Raw genomic sequence first — 25,779 nt, 5'->3', positions numbered from 1 at the left:
CGTCGATTACGGTCGATCGCTAGGAAATTGAAAAAACCCAGCAGGAATGCGGCTTTTGAGGGCGAAAACTTAAGCAGGTGAAGTGATAACCGGATGCAGAGAGGAGCGTTATAACATGTATAATTCCGATTTTGCGAAGTGCTGGTCAAGGTTAACAAAGGACTATAAATTGCATATGGATCAGGAATTAGCCCCCTCCCTAACTGAAGCTCAGTTGGCAGTATTGGAGGTTCTTGAGGATCACCAGAGAATGAAACCATCTGATTTGATTCCTTTTTTGGCGACAACGCCTGCGGCAGTGACGATGTTGCTTGATCGAATGGAGAAGAATGGTCTAATTCGTAGAGATCGAGATAATCAAGACAGACGGATCGTCTGGGTTTCTTTATCAGATAAAGGACAGAAGGAAACAGAGCGAGGCATTGCTATTCGCAATGACTTCATGAATTCGGTGCTTAGTAATATTTCAATGCACAATCAACAACTACTAGTGTACCTGCTTGGCAAGATGACAACGCCTAAGAGTAAAGAGCCTGTATTAACGAGTTCAGGTTAAACTAAGGCAATGTATCTAAAAAATGATATTAAGGTTCGTATATATCTGATGACGTATCCAGCGAATTAATGTATCCCTCGGGCATACTCCTGGTTTTTGAAGCCGGGAATATGCTTTTTTGGTTGAATTTAATATGAATTTCTTTAACAGAATAACAATGGATTCATATGATATGGCTTGTCAGAAAATAAATTGACAATAAAAACGTTATATCGTAATATTACGATATAACGTTTTAGGAGGGGTTATCTTGGAGTTGCCTGCTTTTGATCGGAATCAATTAAAACAGTTTGATGAACCAGCTGAGTTTCTTAAGGCACTTTCTCACCCGGTGCGTTTATGTATTGTTCGTGGTTTGATGCGCAAAAAGAAATGTAACGTTTCATATATGCAGGAGTGTTTGGATCTTCCACAATCGACGGTATCACAGCATTTGCAAAAGCTTCGCAGTGCAGGAATCGTTGCTACCGAGCGAAATGGTCTTGAAGTGAATTACGTACTTGCTGATGTACGTGTGGAGCAGTTAATTAGGATTTTATTCGAAAAGGATGAATGCGAAGATGAGTAAACGTAAAAAAGTGTTAATCGTGGGAGGTGTCGCAGGGGGTGCATCTGCTGCTGCACGCCTCCGGCGTCTTGACGAATATGCAGAGATCATTATGTTTGAAAAAGGGCCTTATATCTCATTTGCTAACTGCGGCTTGCCTTATTACATTGGAGGTTCAATTGAAGAGCGTGCACGACTACTCGTACAGACACCGAAAGGTATGGAGGAACGATTCAACATTGAAGTGCGAACACAAAGCGAGGTTATAGCTGTTGATTCAAGTAAACGCACTGTGCAAGTACACAGTGCTGAACGTGGTCTATACGAGGAAAGTTATGATGAATTAATTTTGTCGCCTGGTGCCCGTCCGCTTGTGCCAGATCTGCCGGGTAAAGAGAACCCGTTGATCTACACCGTGCGGAACATTCCGGATATTGATCGAATCAAAGAACAAATTAGTTCTTATAACAACCAAAGTTCGATTGTTATTGGCGGAGGGTTTATAGGTGTAGAAATGGCTGAGAATTTGAAGGAAGCTGGACTCGATGTAACTTTGATTGAAGGCAATGATCAATTGTTAACACCGTTTGATCCTGAACTTGCTGCTACGCTGGCGCAAGAGATGGAGCAGCATGGAGTAAATCTCATATTCTCGCAGCGAGTTCAAGGCTTCCGGACGCTGGATCGAGGTATCGGCGTGGAATTGTCCGATGGCACTATATTATCTGCTGATCTGGTTATTCTGGCGATCGGCGTTACACCAGACACTTCATTTTTACAGGACAGTGGCGTGGCTCTCGGTTCGCGTGGGCACATCCTTGTTAATGAAAAGATGGAGAGCAGTATTCCGCATATTTATGCCGTGGGTGATGCCATTGAAGTGAAGGATTACATTCATGGTACACAGACAGCAATCCCCCTTGCGGGTCCTGCGAACAAACAAGGACGCATTGTAGCGGATCAGATTGCAGGTCTCCCAACAACTTATAAAGGGACTCAAGGAACGTCGATCATCAAAGTATTTGGGTTAACGGGTGCATCTACCGGCAGCAATGAGAAAACGCTCAAACGAATGCAGAAGGACTATCGTACCGTGATCGTACATCCAGCCTCCCATGCTTCCTATTATCCAGGTTCCAGTGCAGTGACATTGAAATTGCTCTTCTCTTCGGATGGCAAAATTCTAGGTGCACAAGCTGTTGGTTATGAGGGGGTGGACAAACGAATTGATGATATTTCGGTGGCGATTCACTTCGGAGGAAATGTACGAGATTTGACGGAACTTGAATTGAGCTATGCACCGCCATATTCTTCTGCGAAAGACCCGGTAAACATGGTCGGGTATGCTGCTGAAAACATGATTGAAGGTCGATTAGACTCATTCACGTATGCTCAGCTGGCAGAGCGCAATCCTGTTAAGTCTGTATTGTTAGACGTTCGAAGTGACCTAGAATACCGTAACGGGAATATTCCAGGTTCATTGTCCATTCCGGTGGATGAGCTGCGTCAACGGCTGGATGAGCTGGATGTTTCCAAAGAAATTTGGGTTTATTGCCAAGTAGGCCTTCGTGGTTATACCGCCACACAAATTCTACGCCAGCATGGCTATCAGGTGAAAAACTTGAGCGGGGGGTACAAAACCTATCGTCAGGTACAATTCAAACCTGCAACCGTCTTAAGAGGTGGCGTCGACGGGGACAACGGAAGTAACAATAGTAGCGACATTAATCGCAATGAGATAAATAAAGCACAGGAAGGGCAAGGGAGAATTCCGATGGATGACGAAACCAAGCAAGGATCACAAGTAAATTCATCAGATGAACTTCGCATCGATAACGAATTGAACGTATGTGGTTTGAGTTGCCCTGGACCTTTAATCGAGGTTAAACAAAAAATGGATCAGCTGGCAGACGGACAAACACTCCGAGTGAAAGCCTCCGACCCAGGATTCTATGAGGATGTGAAAGCATGGGCTACAATGTCCGGGTCTGACGTTCTTAAGCTGGAGCGGGACAAGGGCGGGGTGATTGAGGCAGTTTTAGCCAAGAATACTTCACCTGTCACAAGCCATTCACAGCAACTTGATAATGCCAGTACTATGGTGGTATTCAGCGGTGAACTCGATAAGGCTATTGCCTCATTCATTATTGCCAATGGGGCAGCAGCAAGCGGACGGAAAGTAACGATGTTTTTCACCTTCTGGGGCTTAAATATCATTCGCAAGCACGAGATGTTGAAAGCACCTGCTAAAACAGGTATGGCCCGTATGTTTGATATGATGCTGCCAAGCAACAGCCTCAAGCTGGGACTCTCCAAGATGAATATGTTTGGGGCAGGTTCGAAGATGATACGGGGCCTGATGAAAAAAAATAATGTCGCTTCGCTGGAGCAACTTATGGAGTCTGCTATTGCACAAGGGGTAGAGATCGTGGCTTGTCAGATGTCGATGGATCTGATGGGCATTCAGCATGAGGAATTAATTGATCAGGCTGTCATTGGTGGCGTTGGTTATTATCTCGGACAAGCAGATCAGGCGAACCATAATTTGTTTATCTAAAAGTATAATCCGAATCTTAAACTCAATCTTATTCTCGAAATTACTAACCTCTATTTCACCTCAAGTGGAATAGAGGTTTTTGGTGATCATGACGATTAGAACAACGTTACAGATCAAGACTACGGCTGCATAATCTCATCGTTCAGGGAAAAGCTACAATCAAACTGATTAGCTCCTACCGGGCTTGCTTATATATTTTATATATCAAATATAATATGTTCTAATATTATAAAAATCATATGTAAAGAGTTGACTATGTAAATATTTTTGTTATAATAAGTAATTGTTCCCCTGATATTTCGTGTGCGAAATATTATATTCCAAAAGTAAACGGGTGAAACAATGACTGATACGTATGAAGTATTCTATATTATTAATTCGTTCCGCCAGGTGAATCAAATGCTCTTCCGAGCATTCTGGAATGAAAACAAGCAGATCGAATTGACCTCTATTCAGTTTATGGTATTGTCCATTCTGAAGGAGCGTCCTTCAATCGGAGTCAACGAAGTGGCAGAACTTTGCCATATGGGAAGTAGCTCTATGAGCGCCGTGATCGAACGTCTTGTCAAAGGTGAATACCTCATCCGAACTCGTTCGCATGCTGACCGCCGATCCGTCATGTTGCAGATTACGGATAAAGGGGAGAAGGCGCAGCAGGAGACACATCACCTATGGATGGAAAGAGTATCGCCTATTCTGGATATTCCGAAGGAAGATCTTGATCATCTGCTAAGAATCCATACTCAAATGATTGAAAAGTTAGAAGGAAGAGAGATGAACAACCAATGAGTACAACCGCTACAGCGCCATCCGTAGGGATGGACAACATCAAGAAAGGGCCAATTGTTGCCGCTTTGTTAATCGGTGCTTTTGTAGCCTTCTTGAATCAAACCCTGATGAACGTAGCTCTTCCTAAGATCATGGAAGACCTCGCGATTAACGCGAATAAGGCCCAATGGCTTACAACTGGATATATGCTCGTCAATGGTGTACTGATTCCCGTTACGGCATATCTCATTGCCAAATTTTCTACACGTCAGATTTTTATTACGGCTATGACGCTTTTTACATTAGGAACACTGGTCTGTGGGATTAGTCCTACCTTCGCAATCCTCATGGTCGGTCGTGTTATTCAAGCAGCTGGCGCAGGTATCCTAATGCCGCTGATGACTGTTGTTTTCCTGACAATCTTCCCAATTGAGAAACGTGGTCAAGCCATGGGTACAATGGGGATTGCGATGATTTTGGCTCCAGCGATCGGGCCTACATTGTCAGGTTACGTGGTAGAGCACTATTCCTGGAGACTGTTGTTCTACATCATTCTGCCATTCTCTATTATTGCAACAGGGATCGGTATTGCATTTGTCAAAAATGTAACACGTCAATCTAAACCGAAATTGGATTACCCAGGCGTCATCCTATCCACACTTGGATTCGGTAGCTTGTTGTATGGTTTCAGTGATGCAGGTACAGATGGATGGGGCAGTGCAATTGTTATCAGTTGCCTGATTGTAGGTGCACTTTCCCTCATTCTATTCGTTATTCGTCAATTGACAACAGATCATCCGCTTCTAGAGTTCCGTATTTTCAAATACAACATGTACACCCTAACAACGATTATTAATATGCTTGTAACGATGGCTATGTTTGCAGGTATGATCCTGTTACCTATTTTCTTACAAAACATTCGTGGCTTCTCACCGATTGAATCAGGGCTCCTAATGATGCCAGGCGCGATCTTGATGGGGATTATGTCCCCGATTACAGGTCGGATCTTTGATAAAGTAGGGGCACGCTGGTTGTCTGTCGCAGGTCTTGCGATTACAGCGATTACAACATGGGGACTTAGTCGTTTAGCTATCGATACAACATATGGTTATATGATGTTTATCTACACAGCGCGTATGTTTGGGATGTCCATGCTGATGATGCCAATTCAGACAGCTGGTCTGAACCAACTGCCTCAGCGTCTCAATGCACATGGTACGGCAATGTCTAACACACTTCGTACTGTAGCAGGTGCGATTGGTACGGCGATCTTGGTCACTATAATGAGTAGTAAGCTGAAGTCTCATCTGGCAGATACACTTGCTCAAGGACAGATTAACCCGGATGACCAAGCGGCAATGCTGCGTGCGACCGCAGACGCTACGATCTATGGTGTTAACTATGCCTTTACGGTAGCGACTGGTATGACGATTGTGGCCATGCTGATGGCGTTCTTTATTCGCAAAACAAAGCCGGCTGTCGAACCGACACCAAAGGAATCGTCAGAAGTTAACGCAACAGCGTAATGCACCCTGTTTCACGTAAAATTAAAACGTACAAAAAACAGAGCCTAGACAGATTAATCATCTGTTTAGGCTCTGTTTTGCTTATTCACGCTCAGGTTGGTAACCAAATAGCTCAAGATCAATGGTTCCATCGAGCTTGAATTCAACACCTTCGCTGATCAGCTCGGTTTCTTGAATCAGCCGTGAATGTTCATCTGGAATTGCAATTTCACCTTTGGCGTTCACGACTCGGTGCCATGGGAGACGTTCCTTCCGGCTCATGGAGTGCAAAATACGTACAACCTGTCTTGCAGCTCGTGGGCTTCCTGCATGAGCAGCAATTTGTCCATAGGTCATGACTTTGCCTTCGGGAATAGAAGATATGATAGAGACGACATTTTGTGTGAATGGTGTCATAAGAATGAAGTTTCCTTTCACATAAGAATAAAACCGTGTACCCATGTCTAAGATGGATACACGGTTATTGTACTAATTCTGAAAAGCCTGCTCGTACACATGGACTGGCCATTCAGCCCAAGGAAATTCCCGCGGAGGAAGTGATTTTAGCGTAATCTCTTCTTTGGTTACTGGATGGGGAAATCCTGCAATAGTAGACCAGAGGGCGATCTGCTGCCCTGGTTTATTCACTCCTGCGCCATACTTTTGATCTCCGAACAGAGGGCAATGGATGGCTTGCATCTGTACCCGAATCTGATGAGATCTGCCTGTATGCAGTTCAACACGCACAAGGCTGTATCGGTCATTCTGGCCGAGCACTTGGTAGTCTAATACGGCATCTTTACCGCCAGGTGTGCCTGGGGGCACAACGGTAACCGTATTTGTGCGGGCATCCTTCAGCAACGTATGCTTCAACGTACCACGCTGAGCTGGTGGCTTGCCATGAACAACAGCTGTATATATTTTGCGGAAATCTCGTCCTCGAACAGTCTCAGACAAACGAGAAGCCCCTTTAGATGTTTTGGCAAAAATCATCGCTCCACCGACAGGCCGATCAAGTCGATGAACGAGACCGAGATACACATTGCCTGGTTTGTTGTAGCGTTCCTTCAGATCCTGTTTAAGCAGTGTGAGCAGATCTGGATCTCCAGAGGCATCCTCCTGTGTTGGAACGTTCACAGGTTTAACAATTCCAAGCAAGTGATTATCCTCAAACAAAATAGGTATATCTACCGTACTGTGTGAATGATCAGACATGACTAGGACTCCCAGCGGCCCAAGATGCCGCAAGGCAGATCAAGACCACTACGTGTAATCGGCAAGCCAATCTCACCTGCGGTAATGTTGCCTCCATATTGAGCGGACATCGTCATCGTAAGCATGTTACGCAACACCGTTGGAGAGATACCAGTGGTGTATGAGTTAATAAGCAAGAACAACGGATTATCCGACAAAATGTTCATGCAGGACTTAAGGAACGGGTACAAGTTCTGTTCCAGTTTCCAAGTCTCTCCATTGGGTCCTCGACCATAGGAAGGGGGGTCCATAATAATCGCATCGTAACGGTTACCACGACGTTCTTCCCGTTGTACGAATTTGAATACATCATCTGTAATGAAGCGAACAGGGCGATCTGCCAGCCCAGATAACTGCACATTTTCCTTAGCCCATTGTACCATGCCTTTAGCTGCATCTACGTGCACAACAGAAGCGCCAGCATAGGCAGCAGCAACTGTTGCTCCGCCTGTGTATGCAAACAGGTTCAATACGGAGATCGGGCGACCTGCGTTCTTAATTTTATCCATCATCCAGCTCCAGTTAGCGGCTTGTTCAGGAAACAGACCGGTATGCTTAAAGCTAGTTGGTTTAATATGAAACTTAAGATTCTCATAACCGATTGTCCAGCGTTCTGGAATCGGCTTTTTCATATCCCAGTTGCCGCCACCAGAAGAACTACGATGATAATGACCATGCACCTGACGCCATTCATTTGTTTCTTGTTTAAGTGGCCAGATAATCTGTGGATCGGGTCTACGCAAAATGACATCGCCCCAACGCTCCAGCTTCTCGCCGCCTCCTGTATCAATTACTTCATAATCCTTCCATTGATTAGCTACGTACATATTCATTTATCCATCCTTCAAAAGTCATTTGGATACTATTGTACAACAAAAATAGACATATACGCCAGTTAGGGGGCGCAAGACCTATAAGGAAACAAGCTTGTGAAGTGGGTTGCTCCATACCACGATGTATAGTTTCATACCGATATGCCTTTTAGTGTTGTTTTTGAGTTAGCTCCGTATACTAAAATTGATTACATTGGAAAAATTAATTTGACAATGATAATCATTATCACATATGATTTTGATAATTCAAACGTTACTTCATTCGAGAATCAATATCCATGATTAAATAAAGTGAGGGAATAATAGATGGCTAAATTGTTAGTGGCTTATGCAAGTATGACAGGGAATACAGAAGAGATTGCTGAATTAATTGTGGAAGGAATCAAGCAGTGCGGTCATGAGGCTGATCTCAAGTCTGTAACTGATTGTAATGCAGCGGATGTGCTGGATTATGATGGATTTCTAATTGGGGTATATACCTGGGGAGACGGAGAGCTACCCGATGAGTTTCTAGATTTCTATGAAGAGCTGGATGAGTTAGATCTGACCGGCAAAAGAGCAGCAGTATTTGGTAGTGGTGATACTTCCTATGAGCAGTACTGCGGAGCGGTTGATTTAGCAGCAGAGAAGTTACAGGAGCGTGGGGCGGAAGTATATCCAGAGATGCTTAAAATCGAATATAGTCCGCTTGAGCAGGAAAAGGATACTTGCCGTGACTTTGGCAAAAAATTCATTGCTGCTGGATTACAGGTGTCCTAGAGAAGATGTTAAAACAACATGTTCAAGCAGGCGTTCCATTGGGGGTGTCAGGAACCTCAACACGACTGCTTGAAGATTACAAATTAGAGGAGATGCTGCGCAGCCCACACCGGTTCATTCGCCCAGAACCGGAGATCACGCAGGCATCTCAACTCCTATGGAGACATCGAGTCCAGTACGCAGTCAGTCACGCAGTGAATGCCTTTTACAGTATGGATCCGGATGTGCGTAAGGAAGTGCCTGTACAGTACATGCTGGAGAAGTGGTGGCCTAAGAAAACAACGGGATTTGACTCAGTGCTCCATTACTGGGAAGTGAAAAATAAAGTCATTGATGAGTTATCACGTATCATTCGAACCAATGAAGACCTGCAGCATCCTTCAATTTTGTTCGAACAGTGGAAAACCAAGATACCTTCTTTATCTATGGAATTGTCGATGATCTTTCACGCCGCTTGGCAGCCTGAAGGCTGGGACTCGCTGTTAATCCAGAAATATATGGTTGTATATGACCCTAATGTCGTTGAAGCTTTTCAGCACATGGCAAGTGTGTTTAGTTATGAGGCCTTTGGCAAACTGCCTGGCATGATTGAAGTATATTGTTTGTTGGAAGGACGTAAAGTCCGTTTTATGCCTGGGCGCCAGTCCCTTGCTCGTTCTATGGATTACATTCATTTGATTCGAGACAGTGTACCGCAAGCTGAAGACGTAGAATCAGATCAATTCAGTGCACGTGACAAAGCTCGCATCCATGAAGAAGCTGATCGACGTAGAAATGAATTAGATACGAAGAAAACCTGGTTAATGTAGAGAAGCTAAAGTGTGATGAAGGAGGATTGATACCATGTCTAGCCATACGAAACATGTGATGGGTAATGTGAGAAGTCAAGCTGGAAGCTGTGAATTTAGTCCACTCCCAGTACCCCAAGCGGTCATTGGACAACTGTTGGATGAAGCAGATCCGTCATTATATGTAATGAGTTCAGAGCCGTGGCGCTTTATGTTGTTCGCTGGGGAAGGCCGCCAGTTATACTTGGAGGCAGTTAGACAGAGCTATCCTCCTCACTTGGCTGATCGTTATGGGGATTGGGCTACGTATCAGTACACTGAGGCGATCCCAGCACATCTAGTCGTCGTAGCCCCATCTGCTGCCAGAGAGGATCAATCGTTACCAGCGAAGGCATGGAGTAGACGATTCTCATTACTGGCAGCAGAAAAAGGATTGCATGCTGTGTGGAAGATGAACGATTATCAACATCATCCTGTGTTTATGAATCTGATGGGTCTAACCCCCGAAGAGAAAGTGTTGGGTGTGTTTCACATCGGGTACGGAGACCAGCCAGCGTTCAGGCATGTTGACTATGGCAGACCCGCTTCTGAGCTTATGACGGTGTACGATCATCTCGTTTAAATGATGCAAACGTTACAGATGTCGTCATTCTGCGCCTGCGAGGAAGCTGCGAACGAGTTCACGGTAAGTTTGATCCTTGGAGTAGGTGGCATATAGCCGATTCGATACCGTTATCGAATTGCCGAAGAAGAACCGTTCAAACTGAGTCTGTCTTCCACCGAAGGAACCTGAGCCCAGCTCCCAGATCAGACGGAACAGTGCAGTGCGTTCTAGGGGTGTCGAATCTGGACCCTTAAGATACGTATTGAGGTGAGAAGCTACATCGGATTGGAACTCCTCTTCTTGTGGGATCATAATCATACCGCTAGATGCTAGTAACTGCATCGTATCGATCATGTCAGGATAGAGTTTCGGATACAAGATGTTCGCTGCCATCAGAGGTTTGGGAGCAGGTAGTAAGAATCCTCTACCATCGGGTATGGCATTGGTTTCTGCTGCAATCGCTAACGCCTTTAACGTTTCAAGTCCTGCTAATATACGAGCTGTTTTTTCAATAACATGAGCTTCAGAGACCTGATCCAGTGTCTCCGTAAGTAACTGTATTGTTCCCAAAATAAATTCTGTCTTGGCAATATAGCGACACAATACCTGATGTCCTGCGTAGATGTGGAAATGACTTCCGCTGAATAAACGTGAGGACATTTCTTCATCTCCGGCGAAGAAGACTCGTTCATGAGGCACCAATACATGGTCAAAAATAACGATGTTATCCATCTCTTCATATCTGGAGCTAAGCGGATAATTGTAACGTGAATCTGCAGCATACGTATCTCGGCAGATCATACTGATGCCTGGCAGATCATTAGGGACGGCAAAGGCGAAGGCAAAGGGATTCTCATCATCGAATGGTGCAGGAGAAGGGGAAGGATATACGAAAATCTCATCACAAGTGGCACCCTGGGTCGCCATCATGAATGCACCATTAATGATCAAGCCATCAGGTGTTCGATCTACGATCTTAGCCGCAATGGCATCTTCGGTTGCGTCCATTTGTCCGGATATTTTGCTGGCATGGGGCTGAATGAATGCATGAGAGAGTGTAATATCATTGTCGCGGCAATAAGCATAGTAGTTTTTTAAATTCTCAGCATATTGTGGTGATAAGTCGCTCAGTAGGTCTGCGGCTGTGTAAAACGCCATGATTGCAGTATTCATGTAATCCGGAGAGCGACCTAAGAAGCCATGATGCATATTAGACCATAGATTGATGGAGATACGGCGTCTCTCAAGATCATCCACGCTTTTGGGTGGCAGAAAGGAAAGGCCTACTGGTTTGCCATCGACTGGGGAGGAATAGGTCATCTTAGCCGCAAGCAACGGGTCGTACTGCATATCATACATTTTGGCCTGAGTATCCATTAAACCAGCAAAAGCAAGATGGTCTGAACGGTTTCCGGTCACTAGGTTTCCTTTGTACCATACAGGTACTGTTTGGGCATTGATACGTTCAACATACTGTTTGCCATTTTTAACGGGCATCGTTATTCACCTCTTGGATCTAATCGTTCATGGGCATACGCACTGCTCTGGTAGTTTACGTGTGAAGAATGTCCAGTGTGCATCCGAGAGCGATAAGGGAATAACGTTTTTTTGTAAGAAGGGCTTGATAATAATTATCATTCTTGTTACAATACAAAAAGAAAAAGGAACCGGTTAGGGCTCCTTTAACTTCAAATCATAAGTTACTTATTTTACTTCAAAAGTTTTACAGTCTGTTTCCGCAGACTCAACTGCTTTTTTGGAGCTGTGGCTTACGATATAAATGGAGCTTGCATTACATTTGTTCTCTTGAGCCCAGTGCACACATGAATTTACTTCGCACAATACGTCTTTTGCCATGATTAATAACCTCGCTTTGTAGTGGGATTACATTCGTTGGTATAAGACATAACCAGATTTTACAAGTTGCCGCTTGCTAATCTGTAATTTATTGCTCTCTGATACTAGAGGGCTTTTTTGCGTTACACACAACGATGCACATTTAGAATAGCAAATAATGTCTCGGCTTGCAACAGGACAAGACTACTTGGGTGCTTTTTATCCCGAAAATCTCTACAGTGTTGGCAAAAAGGAGTTTGTGTGGTATCTTTTAATAGTAATTATTACGAATAAAAAACAAGCAAGAGATCATACTTATTTATAGATCATCAACAATTTTAATGAATACCGCTTGATTAGCGTTGAAGGAGAGTTAGCGTAATGAGTAAAACCAATCATATAAATCGTATCCCACGAGCAAAAGGTATTGATATGGCTGCATTCTATTCACCCAAGGAATGTGCACGTAAAGCCAAACATATTGTATTTTCGGCAGAGAACGAACGCATCATTGAAGAGTTTCTAACGATTCTTGGGATGAAGGATCGTTTTGCAGAACACGAGGTTCCGATTCCGAATAAATTAGTCATGTTTGGGCCGCCAGGCACAGGTAAAACGTTAACCGCATCGTATGTAGCAGATCGTCTGAACTTGCCATTAGTGCTTGTACGTCTGGATGCGATCATTCATAGTCACCTCGGGGAAACGAGTACCAATGTGCGTAAATTGTTTGAATATGCGAGAGTGAATCCTTGCGTGCTCTTCTTGGATGAGTTCGATGCGATTGCGCGCACAAGAGAAAGTAACGATGAGGTTAAAGAGATGGCTAGAGTTGTGAATACGTTGTTGCAATGCCTAGATGAGTTCGAAGGAGACAGTATATGTATTGCTGCAACTAACCTCGAAACACAATTGGATCATGCGATCTGGCGCAGGTTTGATACCAAAAAGAATTACGCTATGCCAGATGTTCAGAGCAGGCAACTCTATATTAACAAGCTGGTCGGACAGTTTGAACACCAGGCTAATGTGAAACATTATATGTGTCAGCGTTTAGAAGGCTGCAGCTTCGCCGATGTAGAGCAGATTATTCTGAAAGCCAAAAGAAAAGCGATTATAACGAGCAGTCCTTTGCACGAGCAATTGATCTCAGATGCCTATGATGAATATATGCCACGGTTACTAGGAACCTAATGTAAAGACTTCGATCAGATGTTAGAAATAAACGGACAATGGGTAGTTATAATTGAAAATGAGAATGAAATTTAACATTGAGAATAAGATTAAGGATTTCAACTTATCTCGTGTATGAAATGAAAAAAGGAACAATCTGGCGATAGGCCAGTTGTTCCTTTTTGGTGTTTGTTTTTATAAAAAGATAAGCAATAATGTCCCGGCTGCAAAACAGTAATATGAGAAATATTTGAGGTTACCTTTGGCCATAATTCCCATAAACCATCTCATGGAGAAGTAGGTGACGAAAAGGGTTGTAATGAATGCAATCAGATAAGGAATGGCGAGTTGACCCCGGTTTGGATCGTTGGCAATGTCAGATACACCCAGGATGAGTCCGCCGATACTAATTGGGATATAGAGCATAAACGAGAACTTTAAGGCGGTTTCCTGTTTCATACCAACAGCAATGGAAGCAATAACCGTAGCACCAGAACGGCTTATGCCTGGAATGAGCGCAACGGCCTGAGCAAGACCAACCAACAGTGCATCCTTAGTGGAGAGATCCCCGTCCTGCTTGCGTCCACGAAGATTACGAATCAGCCAGAGGGCAACCCCAGTAATTAATAGCGCGATGGCAACGGTGTATACGGACGAGAAAATTTCTTCGATCTGGTCTTTAAACAGAACTGCAGCGATAGCAGCAGGAACTGTACCGATGACTATGTATAAGCAAAACATAAAGTCTGCTTTATATTCTTGTTTTCGCGTTCGCAGATATCCTAATGCACCGATAATTAGTTTTTTAATATCTTCACGGAAAATAAAAACAATCGCGAGTAGAGAAGCCGTGTTGGTCAGAATCTCAAAGGACAATCCGTTCTGCTTCAACCCCATAAGTCGTTGGGCAATGATCAGATGTCCACTAGAGGAAACCGGAATCGGCTCTGTCGCACCTTGTACGATCCCTAATAATAAATACTTTAACCACAATATAATGTCTTCCATCTTGTCCTCCTTGAATACGTATCATTGGAGATGCCAATGATCATCTCTTTTTCTCTGATAAGGATATCCTACTCTATTGATGATAGTTGTTTAGCTTACTGACTTGCAAGTTTCAATTTCGTAAGAAGTTGAAAATAACACTAACAACGACATATGAGATATGCTTGTAAGTTGTTTCATAGCATGATATCATTTGATAATGATTATCAATATCAAATACGAGGTGAATTTATTTTGCGTAAAGGAAAAACTTCTATATGGCTTATGATGGCACTTGCGGTACTGCTCATACTAAGTGCGTGCGGACAATCTGTAGCCACTAATGCTTCAACAGATGAGGGTACTAACGTAACAGCAGAGTCAGAAACAAAGACAGATCAGGATGCAACGTCAGCTGGCTCTACAACTGCAGAAGAGGAGTTAGTCACATTCCAATCCGATGCAGGAGAAGTTCAGGTGCCTAAAGATCCGAAACGAATTGTTGACTTAACTGCGTTCACAACTGGTTATTTTGTTGCTCTGGATGCTCCAATTGTTGGGGCTTTAACCGGTGCAATGAACAATAAGTATATCAACGATCAACTGACAGCAGCAGGAGTTACTGATCTGGGTGAAGTGCCTACACCCGAGCAATTGGTTAGTTTAAAACCTGATTTATTCATCGTATACACAGGTACAGAGGGAATTGATCAATTGGCACTCATTGCACCTGTAGTACAGATTGAATATGGTAAACGTCCTTTCAGAGAGCTGTTACTGGAACTAGGCAAGCTGACCAATAGAGAAGACAAAGCGCAAGCTTGGTTAAGCAATTGGGAAAAGCAGGTCAATGAGTTAAAGCCTAAAGTGAAAGAGGCTGTAGGTGACCGTACCGTTTCCATCCTGAACCCTTATGACAAAGGATTATATGTCTTCGGTCATAATTACGGCCGTGGTGGTGAAATCATCTATGGCGAGTTTGGGCTCAAAGCACCAACCAAGGCTCAGGCGGAAGCAATCGACAGTGGAACAGGATGGGCTTCCATCTCCATGGAGGTTTTACCTGAATATGCGGGAGATATTATCTTCACTAGCCCATGGTCTGGTGATACAAATGATGCTTCGAAAGTCTACGAGCACAACCTATGGAAGAGTCTTCCTGCGGTAAAAGCGAATCATGTGTTCCAACTTGATCCTACCTCGGATACATATAATGATCCGGTAACACTGGAGGGCCAACTGAAGTTTATCGCTGACAACCTATTGTCAGCGAAGTAATCTTTAGAACGAATAAGGATTTAACTAAAAAAGACTTCCGTCTAAGCACGGAAGTCTTTTTAGCATGTAAGTTTAGAGCGTATATTACGTGTAAATGGACTCGGAATGAGAATATAAATTACGCTTAAGTGTTACTTAATAGGTTAGCCCAATCGAGTGAGGCGTGTACTATATTAATTGTTGATAGGATTACCCAGACTAAGCTTGTGTAATTCTTCTGTACCCTCACTTAGTGCACTCTCATAATACGAGCATTTATGGTCAATTACTTCCATCGTCTTCTGTAGTTCTTTGATCTGTGCCTCTACAATCGCTTTTCGCTCCTTGAACATGTCGTATCTTTTTTGCAGAGTGGGGTCTCCTTCAAAGCACCATGTAATAAAATCTTTGATTTCTTTAATCGGCATGCCTGTCGTTTTCAAGCACTGAATGACTTTTAAAAAATCAACATCCGATTGCTTGAACATTCGAGTTCCGTTCGAAGTTCGTTCAACAAAAGGCATGAGTCCTTCTTTATCATAATAACGCAGAGTATACACAGTTAAATCTAACTTTTCGGCAACTTCGCTAATTGAATATGTCATGATCTTTATGTTCCTTTCAACTAGGTATCATACTTTAAGTTAACAATAGGATTATCCGGAATACTACCATGTTACTCAATTAGATGTCAAAGTTAGAATGAAATAAAAAAAGTATTTGACCTAGAGTTAACTAGAGGGCGTATTATAAGCTTGCATTCGAAATCATAGGAGGTTTTTAATTTGATTATAGCTAAAGCCAGAGCTGTTGACGGACCAGACCAACCTTTTCGTTCTACTGAGATTACACGGCGGGAACTTGACACAACCGATGTATTAATTGAAATTAAATATTCTGGAATCTGTCATTCCGATATTCATACTGCACACGGTGACTGGGGTCCTGTGAACTATCCACTTGTGCCTGGACACGAGATTGCTGGTGTTGTAACGGATGTAGGTACAGGTGTATCCAAATATAAAGTGGGTGACCGTGTAGGTGTTGGGTGCATGGTAGACTCATGTGGCGAGTGTGACAATTGCCGCAAAGGTGAAGAGCAATACTGTCTCAAAGGAAATATTCCTACCTATGCTGGGGTAGACAAATATGGCGAGCCTACGCAAGGTGGTTATTCTACACATATTGTTGTAACAGAGGACTTCGTTGTTCGGATCCCTGATAACATTGCACTTGATGCCGCTGCACCATTGCTGTGCGCAGGGATTACGACGTATTCACCACTACATCACTGGGGAGCTGGCCCAGGCAAAAAAGTAGCGGTTGTAGGTATGGGTGGACTTGGTCATATGGCAGTTAAAATTGCACATGCGATGGGTGCAGAAGTAACCGTTCTATCTCAAACGTTGAGTAAAAAGGAAGATGGTTTGCAATTTGGTGCAGCCCATTATTATGCGACAAGTGAACCAGAAACGTTCCAAACACTTGCTGCAAGCTTTGATCTGATCATTAACACAGTGAGTGCTAGCATCGACATTAATGCATATATTTCTCTCCTCACATTGGATGGTACACTTGTAAACGTAGGAGCTCCTGCAGAGCCACTACCGGTTCAAGCATTTTCTCTCATTGGTCACCGCCGTTCGTTCGCGGGTTCAATGATTGGTGGTATTCGCGAGACACAAGAAATGCTCGACTTCTGTGCAAAACATAATATCGCTCCCAACATTGAAGTTATTTCGGCTGACCAGATTGACGAAGCTTACAAACGTGTACTCGCTTCAGATGTGAAATATCGCTTTGTTATTGATACGAGCACGATTTAATAGAGTTATTCAGAGGAACAAACACACTATTCGCCATATTTATTTAAGTTACGTATTTCAGCACGCCATTGAGTAAATTGACTAAGAAGCAGTTAACCTTCGTGGTTACTGCTTTTTGTCTTTTCAAGAAGACAAGCTTGGAAGAGAGGACTGAGATAAACAGCTGTTTAGTAGCATATGACATGGATTATACTAAAAGACAAGCAATAGCAATCACTTGTTTGTTCAAAAGGCAATTGAAAGCTTCCCATTCATGATAGAATGAAATTGGAGTGCAATGGAGCGATTTTTTAATTTAGGGGAGGAATATGGTGGAGACTTTTGTAGAATATTTAGCAAGCATTGATAACCCGGAGCATAAAGAACGAACGGAAGAGGTTTTGAAATGGATTACGGAGAAATTTCCAAGTTTGAAACCCAAAATTGCTTGGAATCAGCCGATGTTTACCGACCATGAGACTTTTATTATCGGTTTTAGCGTGTCGAAGCAGCATCTGGCTGTTGCTCCCGAGAAAGTCGTCATTGATCAGTTCTCAGAAGAGATCGTTCAGGCGGGTTATGAGCATACCAATCAGCTCATTCGTATGAAGTGGAAAATGCCGATTGATTTTTCATTACTTGAAAGAATTATTGAGTTTAACATTAAAGATAAGGCAAATTGCACTACTTTTTGGCGCAAATAGTCAGAGAAGTTAGAGAATTTTGCACAATTTAAACTCATGAAGTAAATAAAACGCGCACCGATGGGTCATCGGTGCGCGTTGGTAGTTTGTCACTCGCTTCATGTACTCTACAGGTGAGACAAGCAGGTGTTAACTTTTGATGTAACTATAAATGGAAGCTAAGCTTTAACCGGTGAAGGATACGTTTGTTCTTTAGTAACATGTTTAGGCATCTTCCAGCGTGGCAGTCTTAATGTGAACTTACTTCCATCAGGCGTGCTGGAGGTAAGAGACAGCTCACCGTTTTGGGCGTTGGCCAGCAGTCTGCTGTAGGTCAGACCGAGACCCAAGCCACGATTTCTACGTTTTTTAATCTCGCCCCTGTAGAAGCGTTCAAATATTTTGGATTGATCAGCTTCCGATATACCGGTGCCATAATCCTGTACATCGATAAATAGATTGTCTTCTTCTACCCGCAGTTCAATGTCGAATTTGGCTGTTTGACCCGAAGGAGTAGCTTGGAGCCCATTATTCAGTAGATTAACGATAATTTGCTGAATTCGCAGTGTATCACCAATGGTGTATAGTGGGCCAGCGGGCGCATGTAATTCTACCTCAGGTGTCTTATCTTCATACGCAATCTTCCACTGATAGATGATCTCGCCTACTAATAATTTCAGATCCGTCCGTTCCTTGCGAACAGCAACGCTTCCGGCAGACATGGCATTGTAATCGAGTAGATCTGCAATCATCCGCTCCATTCGTTCCGATTCCTTCAAAGCGATATCCAAAAATTCTTTTCCTTCCTGCGGACTGACCACGTCGTCGCGTACCGCCATAACGAGCCCTTTAATGGAAGTGACAGGGGTCTTCAGTTCATGACTCACACCTGCCAATGAAAGGGTACGCCATTCCTCAAGTTGTCTTAGACGTGTCGCCATATCTCGGAAAGAGCTCACGAGTTCAGTGATCTCACGCTCCCGTGTATTGATATCGAGACTCACGTCGTAATTCCCACCACGAATTTGTTCAGCTGCATAAGCAACTTGCCGAATAGGTCGGGACAACTTATTAGAGAGCAGATAGATCGTAAACCATCCACATAGAATTAATCCGCCGAGAATTAAAAGAACAAGCCACATCGTCTCTGGACCAAATGTGAGAGATTGCTTCGATTGCATCACCCATACTTTTCCAAGGGATTGATCGCCTTCATTAATACTGACGGTTACTCCTGCATATTTGTTGTTTCTTGGTTCACGAAAGTCGTCAGACAGTCGATAAAATACCTCTTCTTGTGTCATTTTTGGCTGAGAAAAGATCAATTGATTGTTATTATCCAACACCATGACACAGAAATAATGATCTGTATTAAATAGTTTCTCCCTCTTAGTTACCATGGTGTCTAGATCGGGTGGTACATGAAGCTTATTATTGTCAATGGTCACTCGATCAGCAATTTCCAGCCCTAATAACTCTGCAGTTTTTAGACTTTTCTCAATAGAGGTTGTACGAATCCAGTATAGTGCTCCTGCGACAATTATAGTGAAACCAATGCACAAGATTAGAAAATAACGAAGTGTCCAGTGGGACAAAATGGATGTTGAACGTCTCGGCCCTTTCCGTCTCAGTTTGCGATCCAAAATTGATACCCCATTCCTCGCAACGTCCGAATTTCTCCAGTCTCTGGCAACCAGTGAGAGAGTGCCTGACGTAGTCGTTTAATTGATAAATCTACAGCACGATCACTGCCATCATAGTCCATACCCCACACTTGTTCGATCAGATGATCTCTTGTAAATGTACGGTTCGGATACTCAGATAGAAATATAAGTAATGATAGGTCGCGTGGCGTGAGTGCAACCTCAGCGCCGTTAAGCAATACCTGTTTGGCAGCGAGATCAATAACAAGATTGCCGTAACAGCGTTTATCTTCACCACCCGAAGTATAATGAGGGTTACGTCGCAGGACAGCATTAACTCTGGCAACGACCTCTTCCGGAACAAATGGTTTGCTCATATAATCGTCAGCACCGGCATTTAATCCGTTGAGACGATCTCGAATGTCATCCAGTGCGGTTAGCATGATCACAGGACAAGCACTTTTTTCACGAATAATGCGCAGCAGATCCCATCCGTCCATTCCAGGTAGCATTACATCAAGTAATACAAGGGAAGGATTCACGGAATCGAAAAGAGTAAGTGCAGTGGGGCCATCTGCTGCATGATGCACCTCGAATTCTGCTTTTCTCAGATAAGCAGCCAGTACCCGAGCAATGGCTTGCTCATCTTCGACGATGAGTATGGATTTCAAGAAAAGCGGTCTCCTTTCACTTCAGAAGCTTGTGTACTGATTTTACATGAGCAAGAGCATAATGCCAATCCTGTATTAGAGGATTCGAAAAAAATGGGTACATGTTCATTTTTGACTTCTTCCTGACACATTGGGCTGATATTATCCATATCAACAAGTAAACTAACCAATAATGTACTGGAGGAAAAATAAATGAACAAGAAAACAAAAACATGGATTATTACAGGGGTAGCTGCAGTGGCTATTATCGGAGGTGGAGGATACTATCTCACCAATAGTTACCTTGGCAATAACGTTGAAATTGAGCAAGTGCTTCCTGCTAGTACAGCTGCATCGACAACAACAGTAGATAGCACAGGAACAGTTGTGGCAAATGATGTTGTAGGCGCAGAGCAATTGAATGGAGATTGGAACATCAGCGAAGGCTCCAAAGTATATTTCTCTGTAACAACATCACAGGAAACCGTCAATTTTGTGGACGAGCAGGTATCTGGTAAGTGGACAATCAATGTAGATGATGCTTCTCAGATGAAAGCAGAAGGACAAATCGAGATGGACGGTATCGACTCTGGTAATGGTCAACGTGACGGACATGTGAAGCAAGCAGACTTCTTCGATATTGCTACATACCCTCAAGCAACGTTTACAGCTACTTCATTTGAAGGTTTACCTGCAGAATGGCCAGTGGGGCAGACGGTTGATGTGAAAATGAATGGAACATTGACTGTAAAAGGTGTTGAAAAAGAAGTCACTTTTGATGCAAAAGCTGCGTATGACAATGATCAGGTGTTGTTGTCTGCGACTTCGATGGTAACGTTTGAAGACTTTGGTATGGAAAACCCTCACTCCGTTGTTCTCTCAACAGAGAATGACATTAAGCTACAGTTGGAGTTGAAACTCACGAAATAAGAAAATGCATCAATGGCACTAAAGCGAATCTGTTCTGTTCTACCTCAGGGTAGCGGAACAGATTTTTTTGCTGTCTTTTATTTTAACGAGGTGACTAGGATGTTTGGAACCAGTCATGATACACAATTTGTTAAAATAACTGCTGTTTCCTTTGGATTATACCGTGTCGTCTAATTACATGAAGCGCTTACAATTAAAAAGGTTAAACGCATTCATTGATCGATTGATAACGATAAAAAGGGGGAGATCAAGAGTGAACAAGAGGTACATAAGTGGTTGCCTTGTATTGCTACTGTTATTTTGCGAGCTAGGCTTATTGGTTCAGCCGGCAGAAGCGGCATCGAAGGTTAACGTAGCATTGAATAAAGAGGTAACTGTAAGCACCGAATACTTGGAATGGGGCAGTAATAAAGATCATTTAGTAGATGGGAAAATGGATACACATTGGAGTGCAAAAGAAAAAGCTACGGAAGAGGCTCCTCAATGGATTCAGATTGATCTGGACGGAGAGTTTCATTTAAACGGGGCCGAGATTGTATTGAAAGAACAAAAGAAGATTCATCTTGATGTTGAGGTATCACTGGATGGGCAGAATTGGGAGCAAGTAGCCACTCATAGAGAGGATACAACAGAGCAGCAGCTCCATTTTGACTTTCAAACCGATCTAGTTCGATATGTAAAAGTGACTATTCCATTTTATGATCAACAGGGGGCATGGCCAACGCTGTCCGAGATTCGTATTTTTGGACAACAAGAAGGACGTGAGCCAGAAAATATTACAGCTTATGATGCCGTGAATATCACGACAATCATTGGTGGTGCGCCTGTCTTGCCTACCGAGGTTCGGGCACAGTATGGTGCGGATCAATCAGGTCATGTAGCTGTAGTATGGGATCATATTGATCCTGAACAATATAAGTCGGCTAACACATTCAGTGTAAACGGTCATGTGGAAGGTGCGACAATTCACCCCACCGCTTCGGTAACAGTACAAGGATATCAAGATGATTTTATCAGAGGTGTCGATATCTCCACGTTAACGGCAATTGAAGACAAACAGGGTAAATTTCTCGACAATAACGGTACAGAAAGGGACTTACTAGATATTCTTAAAGACCGTGGTGTGAATTATGTCCGTATTCGCTTGTGGAATGATCCACAAAAATCAGGAGGTTATAACGATAAAGAAGATGTCATCCGTTTAGCCAAGCGAGTGAAAGAAAAGGGGATGAAAATCCTGCTTGATTTCCATTACTCTGATGAGTGGGCGCATCCGGGTCAACAGCTACGTCCCAAAGCATGGGAAGACTACTCCTTCGATGAGTTGAAACAGGCTGTATACGATTATACGTATGAGGTTGTTGGTGAAATGAAGGAAGAAGGTGCCATGCCAGACATGGTGCAGATTGGTAACGAGATTAACAGCGGTGTACTTAATGGATATGTGAGTACAGTGAATCAGACGGAAAATGTGGCTCTGCTAAAGCGTGGTATTGATGCTGTACGTGACCTCGAAGGAGATCAGCACGTTCAGATTATGATCCATCTCGCTGAAGGTGGACAAGCGGATATGTTCGATACCTACTTCGGTGAATTGAAGAAAGGGAACCTGGATTATGATGTTATCGGTCTCTCTTATTATCCGTTCTGGCACGGTACGTTCGCAGATGTACAGGAAACGATGAACCGAGTATCCCAGAAATACAAAAAAGATGTCGTTATTGCTGAAACATCGTATCCATTTTCCTTCAAAAATGGTGATGCCCATGGCAATATTATCGGTGGCCCGGACAAATTAAATGTCGGAGGTGCGACATTCCCAGCAACAGTGCAAGGTCAATATGACGCTATTGCTGGCATTATGGATTTAATTGCTGAAGTGCCGGAAGGACGTGGGGCTGGGTTCTTCTATTGGGAGCCAGCATGGATTCCTGCTGGGGTAGGTTGGATCGCTTCCGAAGGGGATGCATGGGAAAATCAAGCGATGTTCGACTACGATGAATTCCCCGGGAACGGCGGATACTCCCTAGAAGGACGTGCTTTGCCATCCCTTGACGTGTATAAACGCGGAATGCAGAATGCTCCTGCAGATCGTCAGAATTTATCGGCTGCAATTAAACGTGCACAAGGTTTGGTAGCCGCAGATTTCGAAGAACAGAGCTGGCTATTGCTTGCGCCGGCAATTGAAGCTGCTGAGTCTGTATACCGTAAGGCATATACATCAGCAGGTGTAACGCAAGAAGAGACTAATACTGCAACCGAGTCTCTTAAACAAGTCATGAATTCAATGGAAGTAATCCCTGCGAATCGAGCGTTGCTCGAAGCTAAGGTAACCGAAGCGCAGACATACAAGGAATCGGATTGGTCAGCGGTCACATGGGGGGGTGTTACTAAAGCGCTTGCACATGCGACTCAGGTTCTGTCTGATCCTAGAGCGACTCAGACTGACGTAGATGTGGCGGAGAAACGTTTACATGAGGCCATCAGCGGATTATCTGATGTGGACAAAACCAAATTAACGTTGCTAATTGGTGAGATGCAGCAGCAGAATGCCTCATCTTATACCCATCGAAGCTGGAAGACGCTAATGGATGCGTTACAGGCTGCAATCGTTGTGAGAGATAACCAGAGTGCAGTGCAATCTGAGGTTAATCAAGCTTTGGAAACATTGCAGCAGGCCAATCAAAGTCTTGTTCGCCTGCAAGCTCTAGCAACTCATAAGACAGCGACGGCTTCTTCAAGTGCTGGAACAGGTGGGGGACAAGCGAATTCACCAGAAGGAGCGATTGATGGCAATACAACCACGTCATGGGGAACAAATGATAGCATAGATTCAGGTGTCTGGTGGGAAGTAGATTTGGGAGAGGTTGCGTCTGTACGTACTGTTGAAATGTCGATGTGGAGTGGCGGCATTAAATATAAAATTGAAGTCTCTAAAGACCGCAACGAATATGTAAAAGTCGTGGACACAACAAGTGATGTTATTGTTTCAACAGGGCCAAGACACGTTCTACCTGATCAGACACAAGCACGTTATATTAAGGTTACGATAACAGCGGGACCAGAATGGGTAGGGTTCATGGATTTTGAAGCATATGGTACGTTCCCAGCGGATAAATCTGCTCTTGAAACAACCGTGAATTCAGTAGCCAAACTGCAACAAAATGATTATACGCTAGCAAGCTGGAATGAGTTCAGCAAGGCGCTTGTGCACGCGAAGTCTATTAACCAAGATGAAGAAGCGTCCGTGCAAGATGTTAGCGCTGCTAATGAAGAGTTACAGGCTGCGATGCATAAACTCGAACGGCAAGACTCTACTCCTGGCTCTGGGCAGCCTTCGCAGCCGACTCAACCATCACAGCCAAGCGAACCGTCACAACCATCCAGTTCAGGAGCGGTTCCATCAACGGGAAATTCCAATGGTGTGACACCGGCTGATACGCATAATCGACCTGAGAAAGGTGCGGTTACTGTAGATGGTATCTCAACAGGTAATGGAAACTATGCAATTCGTCCGACTGCACAGCAATTAAACGAAGCCGTTCAATCGATGGAGGCAGGAGCGCAGCAATTAAAGCTCATTGCTAAACTACCTGACAACTCCAAAGTCGTATCGTTCCAATTAAACACGAATCAACTTGCAGAATGGTTGCGTTCACAGGCTGTTACATCACTAGAACTAATCGTAGGACGGACTTCAATTCGCATTCCACTGAAATCTATTCCGTTACAAGGTGAAGAAACGGCCGGAACCTTTGATGTCGAGGTGTCTGAAGGATCAAATATAGCGTTAACGGAATCACAAAAAGCAGCCATCGGTAACCGATCCATCCTTAACGTTAATGTATTGATGAATGGGGAGCCAATGGTCTGGACAGATAGACCGATTGAAGTTGTCATGGCCAATGAAGGCGAGCTTCAAGGAAGTGATACTGTTCGAATTGTACAATCGATCTCGTCGAATGGTGAGATGAAGCCGGTAACGTACTCTGTAGCGAATGACAACAACGAAACCATCGCGTTCAAGCCTACACAATCCGGAAGCTTTGTCATTACTGAAGTTCAAGTTCCGTTAAATGACTTGCAAAATCACAATTGGGCGAAATCAGAAGTGCAGAATCTCTATGGTAAAGGGATTATCAAAGGCATGAATGCCACGAGCTTTGTTCCAGACGGTAATCTGACACGTGCACAATTTTTGCAAATGATTATTAAAGGAATGGGAGATTCACGCCTGCCAGAAGCAAGTGTGCAGACTCCAACAGATGTGAAGGAAGGTCAATGGTATGCTGATGCGGTGCGTATCGGTTTGCAGATGAATATAATCCAAGGCCGAGCAGATGGTACCTTTGGCGCGAATGAGTCTGTTTCTAGAGAAGATATGGCGGTTATGCTGAATCGCGCATTGCAATCTTTGAAGCAAGAAGCAAATACAGCAGCTCCAGTGGCTCAAAAAGAGAGTACATTTGAAGATCATACAGCCATTGCTGGGTATGCAAGAGAAGCTGTGGCGTCAATGCAGCAACTTGGACTATTAAATGGCATGTCAGATGGTACGTTTGCGCCTAAACAAACGGCTAATCGTGCTCAAGGAGCTGTTGCGGTCGCGAGATTGATGGAACAGCTTTATGCAGAACAATAACA

The 25,779-nt window shown here is 43.7% G+C and carries 23 protein-coding genes; 14 read left to right on the top strand and 9 right to left on the bottom strand.

The genetic code is table 11. From position 1 onward, the window contains the following. Positions 1 to 115: 115 nt before the first annotated feature. The 5 genes from MH215_RS00675 (at position 116) to MH215_RS00655 (ending at position 5,954) form a co-directional block, all read left to right on the top strand. Positions 116 to 556 carry a MarR family winged helix-turn-helix transcriptional regulator gene (locus tag MH215_RS00675; protein ID WP_056696878.1) on the top strand — a complete coding sequence of 147 codons (441 nt, stop codon included), beginning with the start codon at positions 116 to 118 and terminating at the stop codon, positions 554 to 556. Positions 557 to 806: 250 nt separating this feature from the next. After that, positions 807 to 1,124, top strand: a complete 318-nt coding sequence (locus MH215_RS00670; protein ID WP_156395453.1) for an ArsR/SmtB family transcription factor — start codon at positions 807 to 809, stop codon at positions 1,122 to 1,124. Then, positions 1,117 to 3,660, top strand: coding sequence for an FAD-dependent oxidoreductase (locus tag MH215_RS00665; protein WP_239287069.1), 2,544 nt, complete (start codon positions 1,117 to 1,119; stop codon positions 3,658 to 3,660). The genes MH215_RS00670 and MH215_RS00665 overlap by 8 nt, the downstream gene beginning before the upstream one ends. Before the next feature lie 342 nt (positions 3,661 to 4,002). After that, the gene (locus MH215_RS00660; RefSeq protein WP_145047403.1) at positions 4,003 to 4,449 is read left to right on the top strand and encodes a MarR family winged helix-turn-helix transcriptional regulator; all 447 of its coding nucleotides are present in this window, start codon (positions 4,003 to 4,005) and stop codon (positions 4,447 to 4,449) included. Continuing rightward, positions 4,446 to 5,954: a DHA2 family efflux MFS transporter permease subunit gene (locus MH215_RS00655; protein WP_239287068.1), complete on the top strand. Its 1,509-nt coding sequence runs from the start codon at positions 4,446 to 4,448 to the stop codon at positions 5,952 to 5,954. Before MH215_RS00660 ends, MH215_RS00655 begins: the two co-directional genes overlap by 4 nt. 81 nt (positions 5,955 to 6,035) lie before the next feature. On the opposite strand, the gene MH215_RS00650 is transcribed toward MH215_RS00655, so the two are convergent. The 3 genes from MH215_RS00650 to MH215_RS00640 all read right to left on the bottom strand — a co-directional run bounded on the left by MH215_RS00650 (position 6,036) and on the right by MH215_RS00640 (position 8,014). Further along, positions 6,036 to 6,350: an MGMT family protein gene (locus tag MH215_RS00650; RefSeq protein ID WP_239287067.1), complete on the bottom strand. Its 315-nt coding sequence runs from the start codon at positions 6,348 to 6,350 to the stop codon at positions 6,036 to 6,038. A 72-nt stretch (positions 6,351 to 6,422) separates the two neighbouring features. Beyond that, entirely contained in the window at positions 6,423 to 7,148 is a 726-nt protein-coding gene (locus tag MH215_RS00645; RefSeq protein ID WP_239287066.1) for an RluA family pseudouridine synthase, read from the bottom strand. 2 nt (positions 7,149 to 7,150) lie between these two features. Further along, complete coding sequence (locus tag MH215_RS00640) at positions 7,151 to 8,014, bottom strand: class I SAM-dependent methyltransferase (RefSeq protein WP_056689643.1); 864 nt, start codon at positions 8,012 to 8,014, stop codon at positions 7,151 to 7,153. A gap of 312 nt (positions 8,015 to 8,326) precedes the next feature. Here MH215_RS00640 and MH215_RS00635 point away from each other — a divergent pair, with 312 nt between their 5' ends. From MH215_RS00635 to MH215_RS00625, 3 genes are read left to right on the top strand one after another with little or no spacing between them, the layout of a single operon-like run. Next, positions 8,327 to 8,779, top strand: a complete 453-nt coding sequence (locus MH215_RS00635; protein ID WP_239287065.1) for a flavodoxin — start codon at positions 8,327 to 8,329, stop codon at positions 8,777 to 8,779. 5 nt (positions 8,780 to 8,784) lie between these two features. Continuing rightward, on the top strand, positions 8,785 to 9,588 hold the full coding sequence (locus MH215_RS00630) for a hypothetical protein (protein WP_239287064.1): 804 nt from the start codon (positions 8,785 to 8,787) through the stop codon (positions 9,586 to 9,588). Positions 9,589 to 9,622: 34 nt separating this feature from the next. Continuing rightward, on the top strand, positions 9,623 to 10,189 hold the full coding sequence (locus tag MH215_RS00625; protein ID WP_239287063.1) for a nitroreductase family protein: 567 nt from the start codon (positions 9,623 to 9,625) through the stop codon (positions 10,187 to 10,189). Positions 10,190 to 10,213: 24 nt separating this feature from the next. Here MH215_RS00625 and MH215_RS00620 read toward each other — a convergent pair whose 3' ends face one another. Both MH215_RS00620 and MH215_RS00615 read right to left on the bottom strand, forming a co-directional pair. Then, complete coding sequence (locus tag MH215_RS00620; protein ID WP_239287062.1) at positions 10,214 to 11,668, bottom strand: 4-hydroxyphenylacetate 3-hydroxylase family protein; 1,455 nt, start codon at positions 11,666 to 11,668, stop codon at positions 10,214 to 10,216. 207 nt (positions 11,669 to 11,875) lie between these two features. Then, complete coding sequence (locus MH215_RS00615) at positions 11,876 to 12,028, bottom strand: DUF1540 domain-containing protein (protein WP_082560211.1); 153 nt, start codon at positions 12,026 to 12,028, stop codon at positions 11,876 to 11,878. Between the two features lie 360 nt (positions 12,029 to 12,388). Between MH215_RS00615 and MH215_RS00610 the strand changes: the two genes are divergently transcribed. After that, positions 12,389 to 13,201, top strand: coding sequence for an AAA family ATPase (locus MH215_RS00610; RefSeq protein WP_239287061.1), 813 nt, complete (start codon positions 12,389 to 12,391; stop codon positions 13,199 to 13,201). A 174-nt stretch (positions 13,202 to 13,375) separates the two neighbouring features. On the opposite strand, the gene MH215_RS00605 is transcribed toward MH215_RS00610, so the two are convergent. After that, positions 13,376 to 14,188, bottom strand: coding sequence for an undecaprenyl-diphosphate phosphatase (locus MH215_RS00605; protein ID WP_056689661.1), 813 nt, complete (start codon positions 14,186 to 14,188; stop codon positions 13,376 to 13,378). A gap of 234 nt (positions 14,189 to 14,422) precedes the next feature. Here MH215_RS00605 and MH215_RS00600 point away from each other — a divergent pair, with 234 nt between their 5' ends. Continuing rightward, positions 14,423 to 15,445 (top strand): ABC transporter substrate-binding protein, encoded by a 1,023-nt coding sequence (locus MH215_RS00600; protein WP_239287060.1) that lies wholly within the window; start codon positions 14,423 to 14,425, stop codon positions 15,443 to 15,445. Between the two features lie 173 nt (positions 15,446 to 15,618). Here MH215_RS00600 and MH215_RS00595 read toward each other — a convergent pair whose 3' ends face one another. Beyond that, on the bottom strand, positions 15,619 to 16,032 hold the full coding sequence (locus MH215_RS00595) for a MerR family transcriptional regulator (RefSeq protein WP_239288643.1): 414 nt from the start codon (positions 16,030 to 16,032) through the stop codon (positions 15,619 to 15,621). 177 nt (positions 16,033 to 16,209) lie between these two features. On the opposite strand from MH215_RS00595, the gene MH215_RS00590 reads away from it, so the two are divergent. Together MH215_RS00590 and MH215_RS00585 are read left to right on the top strand one after the other, a co-directional pair. Beyond that, positions 16,210 to 17,250 carry an NAD(P)-dependent alcohol dehydrogenase gene (locus MH215_RS00590; RefSeq protein ID WP_239287059.1) on the top strand — a complete coding sequence of 347 codons (1,041 nt, stop codon included), beginning with the start codon at positions 16,210 to 16,212 and terminating at the stop codon, positions 17,248 to 17,250. A 311-nt stretch (positions 17,251 to 17,561) separates the two neighbouring features. Further along, positions 17,562 to 17,933, top strand: coding sequence for an iron chaperone (locus MH215_RS00585; protein WP_239288641.1), 372 nt, complete (start codon positions 17,562 to 17,564; stop codon positions 17,931 to 17,933). 158 nt (positions 17,934 to 18,091) lie between these two features. Here MH215_RS00585 and MH215_RS00580 read toward each other — a convergent pair whose 3' ends face one another. Both MH215_RS00580 and MH215_RS00575 read right to left on the bottom strand, forming a co-directional pair. Next, the gene (locus tag MH215_RS00580; protein WP_239287058.1) at positions 18,092 to 19,555 is read right to left on the bottom strand and encodes a HAMP domain-containing sensor histidine kinase; all 1,464 of its coding nucleotides are present in this window, start codon (positions 19,553 to 19,555) and stop codon (positions 18,092 to 18,094) included. Then, positions 19,540 to 20,226 (bottom strand): response regulator transcription factor, encoded by a 687-nt coding sequence (locus MH215_RS00575; protein ID WP_239287057.1) that lies wholly within the window; start codon positions 20,224 to 20,226, stop codon positions 19,540 to 19,542. The genes MH215_RS00580 and MH215_RS00575 overlap by 16 nt, the downstream gene beginning before the upstream one ends. Before the next feature lie 192 nt (positions 20,227 to 20,418). Between MH215_RS00575 and MH215_RS00570 the strand changes: the two genes are divergently transcribed. Together MH215_RS00570 and MH215_RS00565 are read left to right on the top strand one after the other, a co-directional pair. Further along, positions 20,419 to 21,135 carry a YceI family protein gene (locus MH215_RS00570; protein ID WP_239287056.1) on the top strand — a complete coding sequence of 239 codons (717 nt, stop codon included), beginning with the start codon at positions 20,419 to 20,421 and terminating at the stop codon, positions 21,133 to 21,135. 253 nt (positions 21,136 to 21,388) lie between these two features. Further along, positions 21,389 to 25,777, top strand: a complete 4,389-nt coding sequence (locus MH215_RS00565) for a glycosyl hydrolase 53 family protein (RefSeq protein WP_239287055.1) — start codon at positions 21,389 to 21,391, stop codon at positions 25,775 to 25,777. The last annotated feature ends 2 nt before the right edge of the window (positions 25,778 to 25,779 follow it).

It is taken from the genome of Paenibacillus sp. ACRSA (assembly GCF_022346845.1).
In the GTDB taxonomy this organism is placed as follows: Bacteria; Bacillota; Bacilli; order Paenibacillales; family Paenibacillaceae; genus Paenibacillus.
Note: the sequence above shows the minus strand (reverse complement) of the source record. Positions and strands in the feature narration are given on the sequence as shown.

Coding starts and splice junctions, on each gene's coding strand:
- MH215_RS00675 (WP_056696878.1), top strand. CDS start 116: ATGTATAATTCCGATTTTGCGAAGTGCTGGTCAAGGTTAACAAAGGAC.
- MH215_RS00665 (WP_239287069.1), top strand. CDS start 1,117: ATGAGTAAACGTAAAAAAGTGTTAATCGTGGGAGGTGTCGCAGGGGGT.
- MH215_RS00660 (WP_145047403.1), top strand. CDS start 4,003: ATGACTGATACGTATGAAGTATTCTATATTATTAATTCGTTCCGCCAG.
- MH215_RS00655 (WP_239287068.1), top strand. CDS start 4,446: ATGAGTACAACCGCTACAGCGCCATCCGTAGGGATGGACAACATCAAG.
- MH215_RS00650 (WP_239287067.1), bottom strand. CDS start 6,350: ATGACACCATTCACACAAAATGTCGTCTCTATCATATCTTCTATTCCC.
- MH215_RS00645 (WP_239287066.1), bottom strand. CDS start 7,148: ATGTCTGATCATTCACACAGTACGGTAGATATACCTATTTTGTTTGAG.
- MH215_RS00640 (WP_056689643.1), bottom strand. CDS start 8,014: ATGTACGTAGCTAATCAATGGAAGGATTATGAAGTAATTGATACAGGA.
- MH215_RS00635 (WP_239287065.1), top strand. CDS start 8,327: ATGGCTAAATTGTTAGTGGCTTATGCAAGTATGACAGGGAATACAGAA.
- MH215_RS00630 (WP_239287064.1), top strand. CDS start 8,785: ATGTTAAAACAACATGTTCAAGCAGGCGTTCCATTGGGGGTGTCAGGA.
- MH215_RS00625 (WP_239287063.1), top strand. CDS start 9,623: ATGTCTAGCCATACGAAACATGTGATGGGTAATGTGAGAAGTCAAGCT.
- MH215_RS00620 (WP_239287062.1), bottom strand. CDS start 11,668: ATGCCCGTTAAAAATGGCAAACAGTATGTTGAACGTATCAATGCCCAA.
- MH215_RS00615 (WP_082560211.1), bottom strand. CDS start 12,028: ATGGCAAAAGACGTATTGTGCGAAGTAAATTCATGTGTGCACTGGGCT.
- MH215_RS00610 (WP_239287061.1), top strand. CDS start 12,389: ATGAGTAAAACCAATCATATAAATCGTATCCCACGAGCAAAAGGTATT.
- MH215_RS00605 (WP_056689661.1), bottom strand. CDS start 14,188: ATGGAAGACATTATATTGTGGTTAAAGTATTTATTATTAGGGATCGTA.
- MH215_RS00570 (WP_239287056.1), top strand. CDS start 20,419: ATGAACAAGAAAACAAAAACATGGATTATTACAGGGGTAGCTGCAGTG.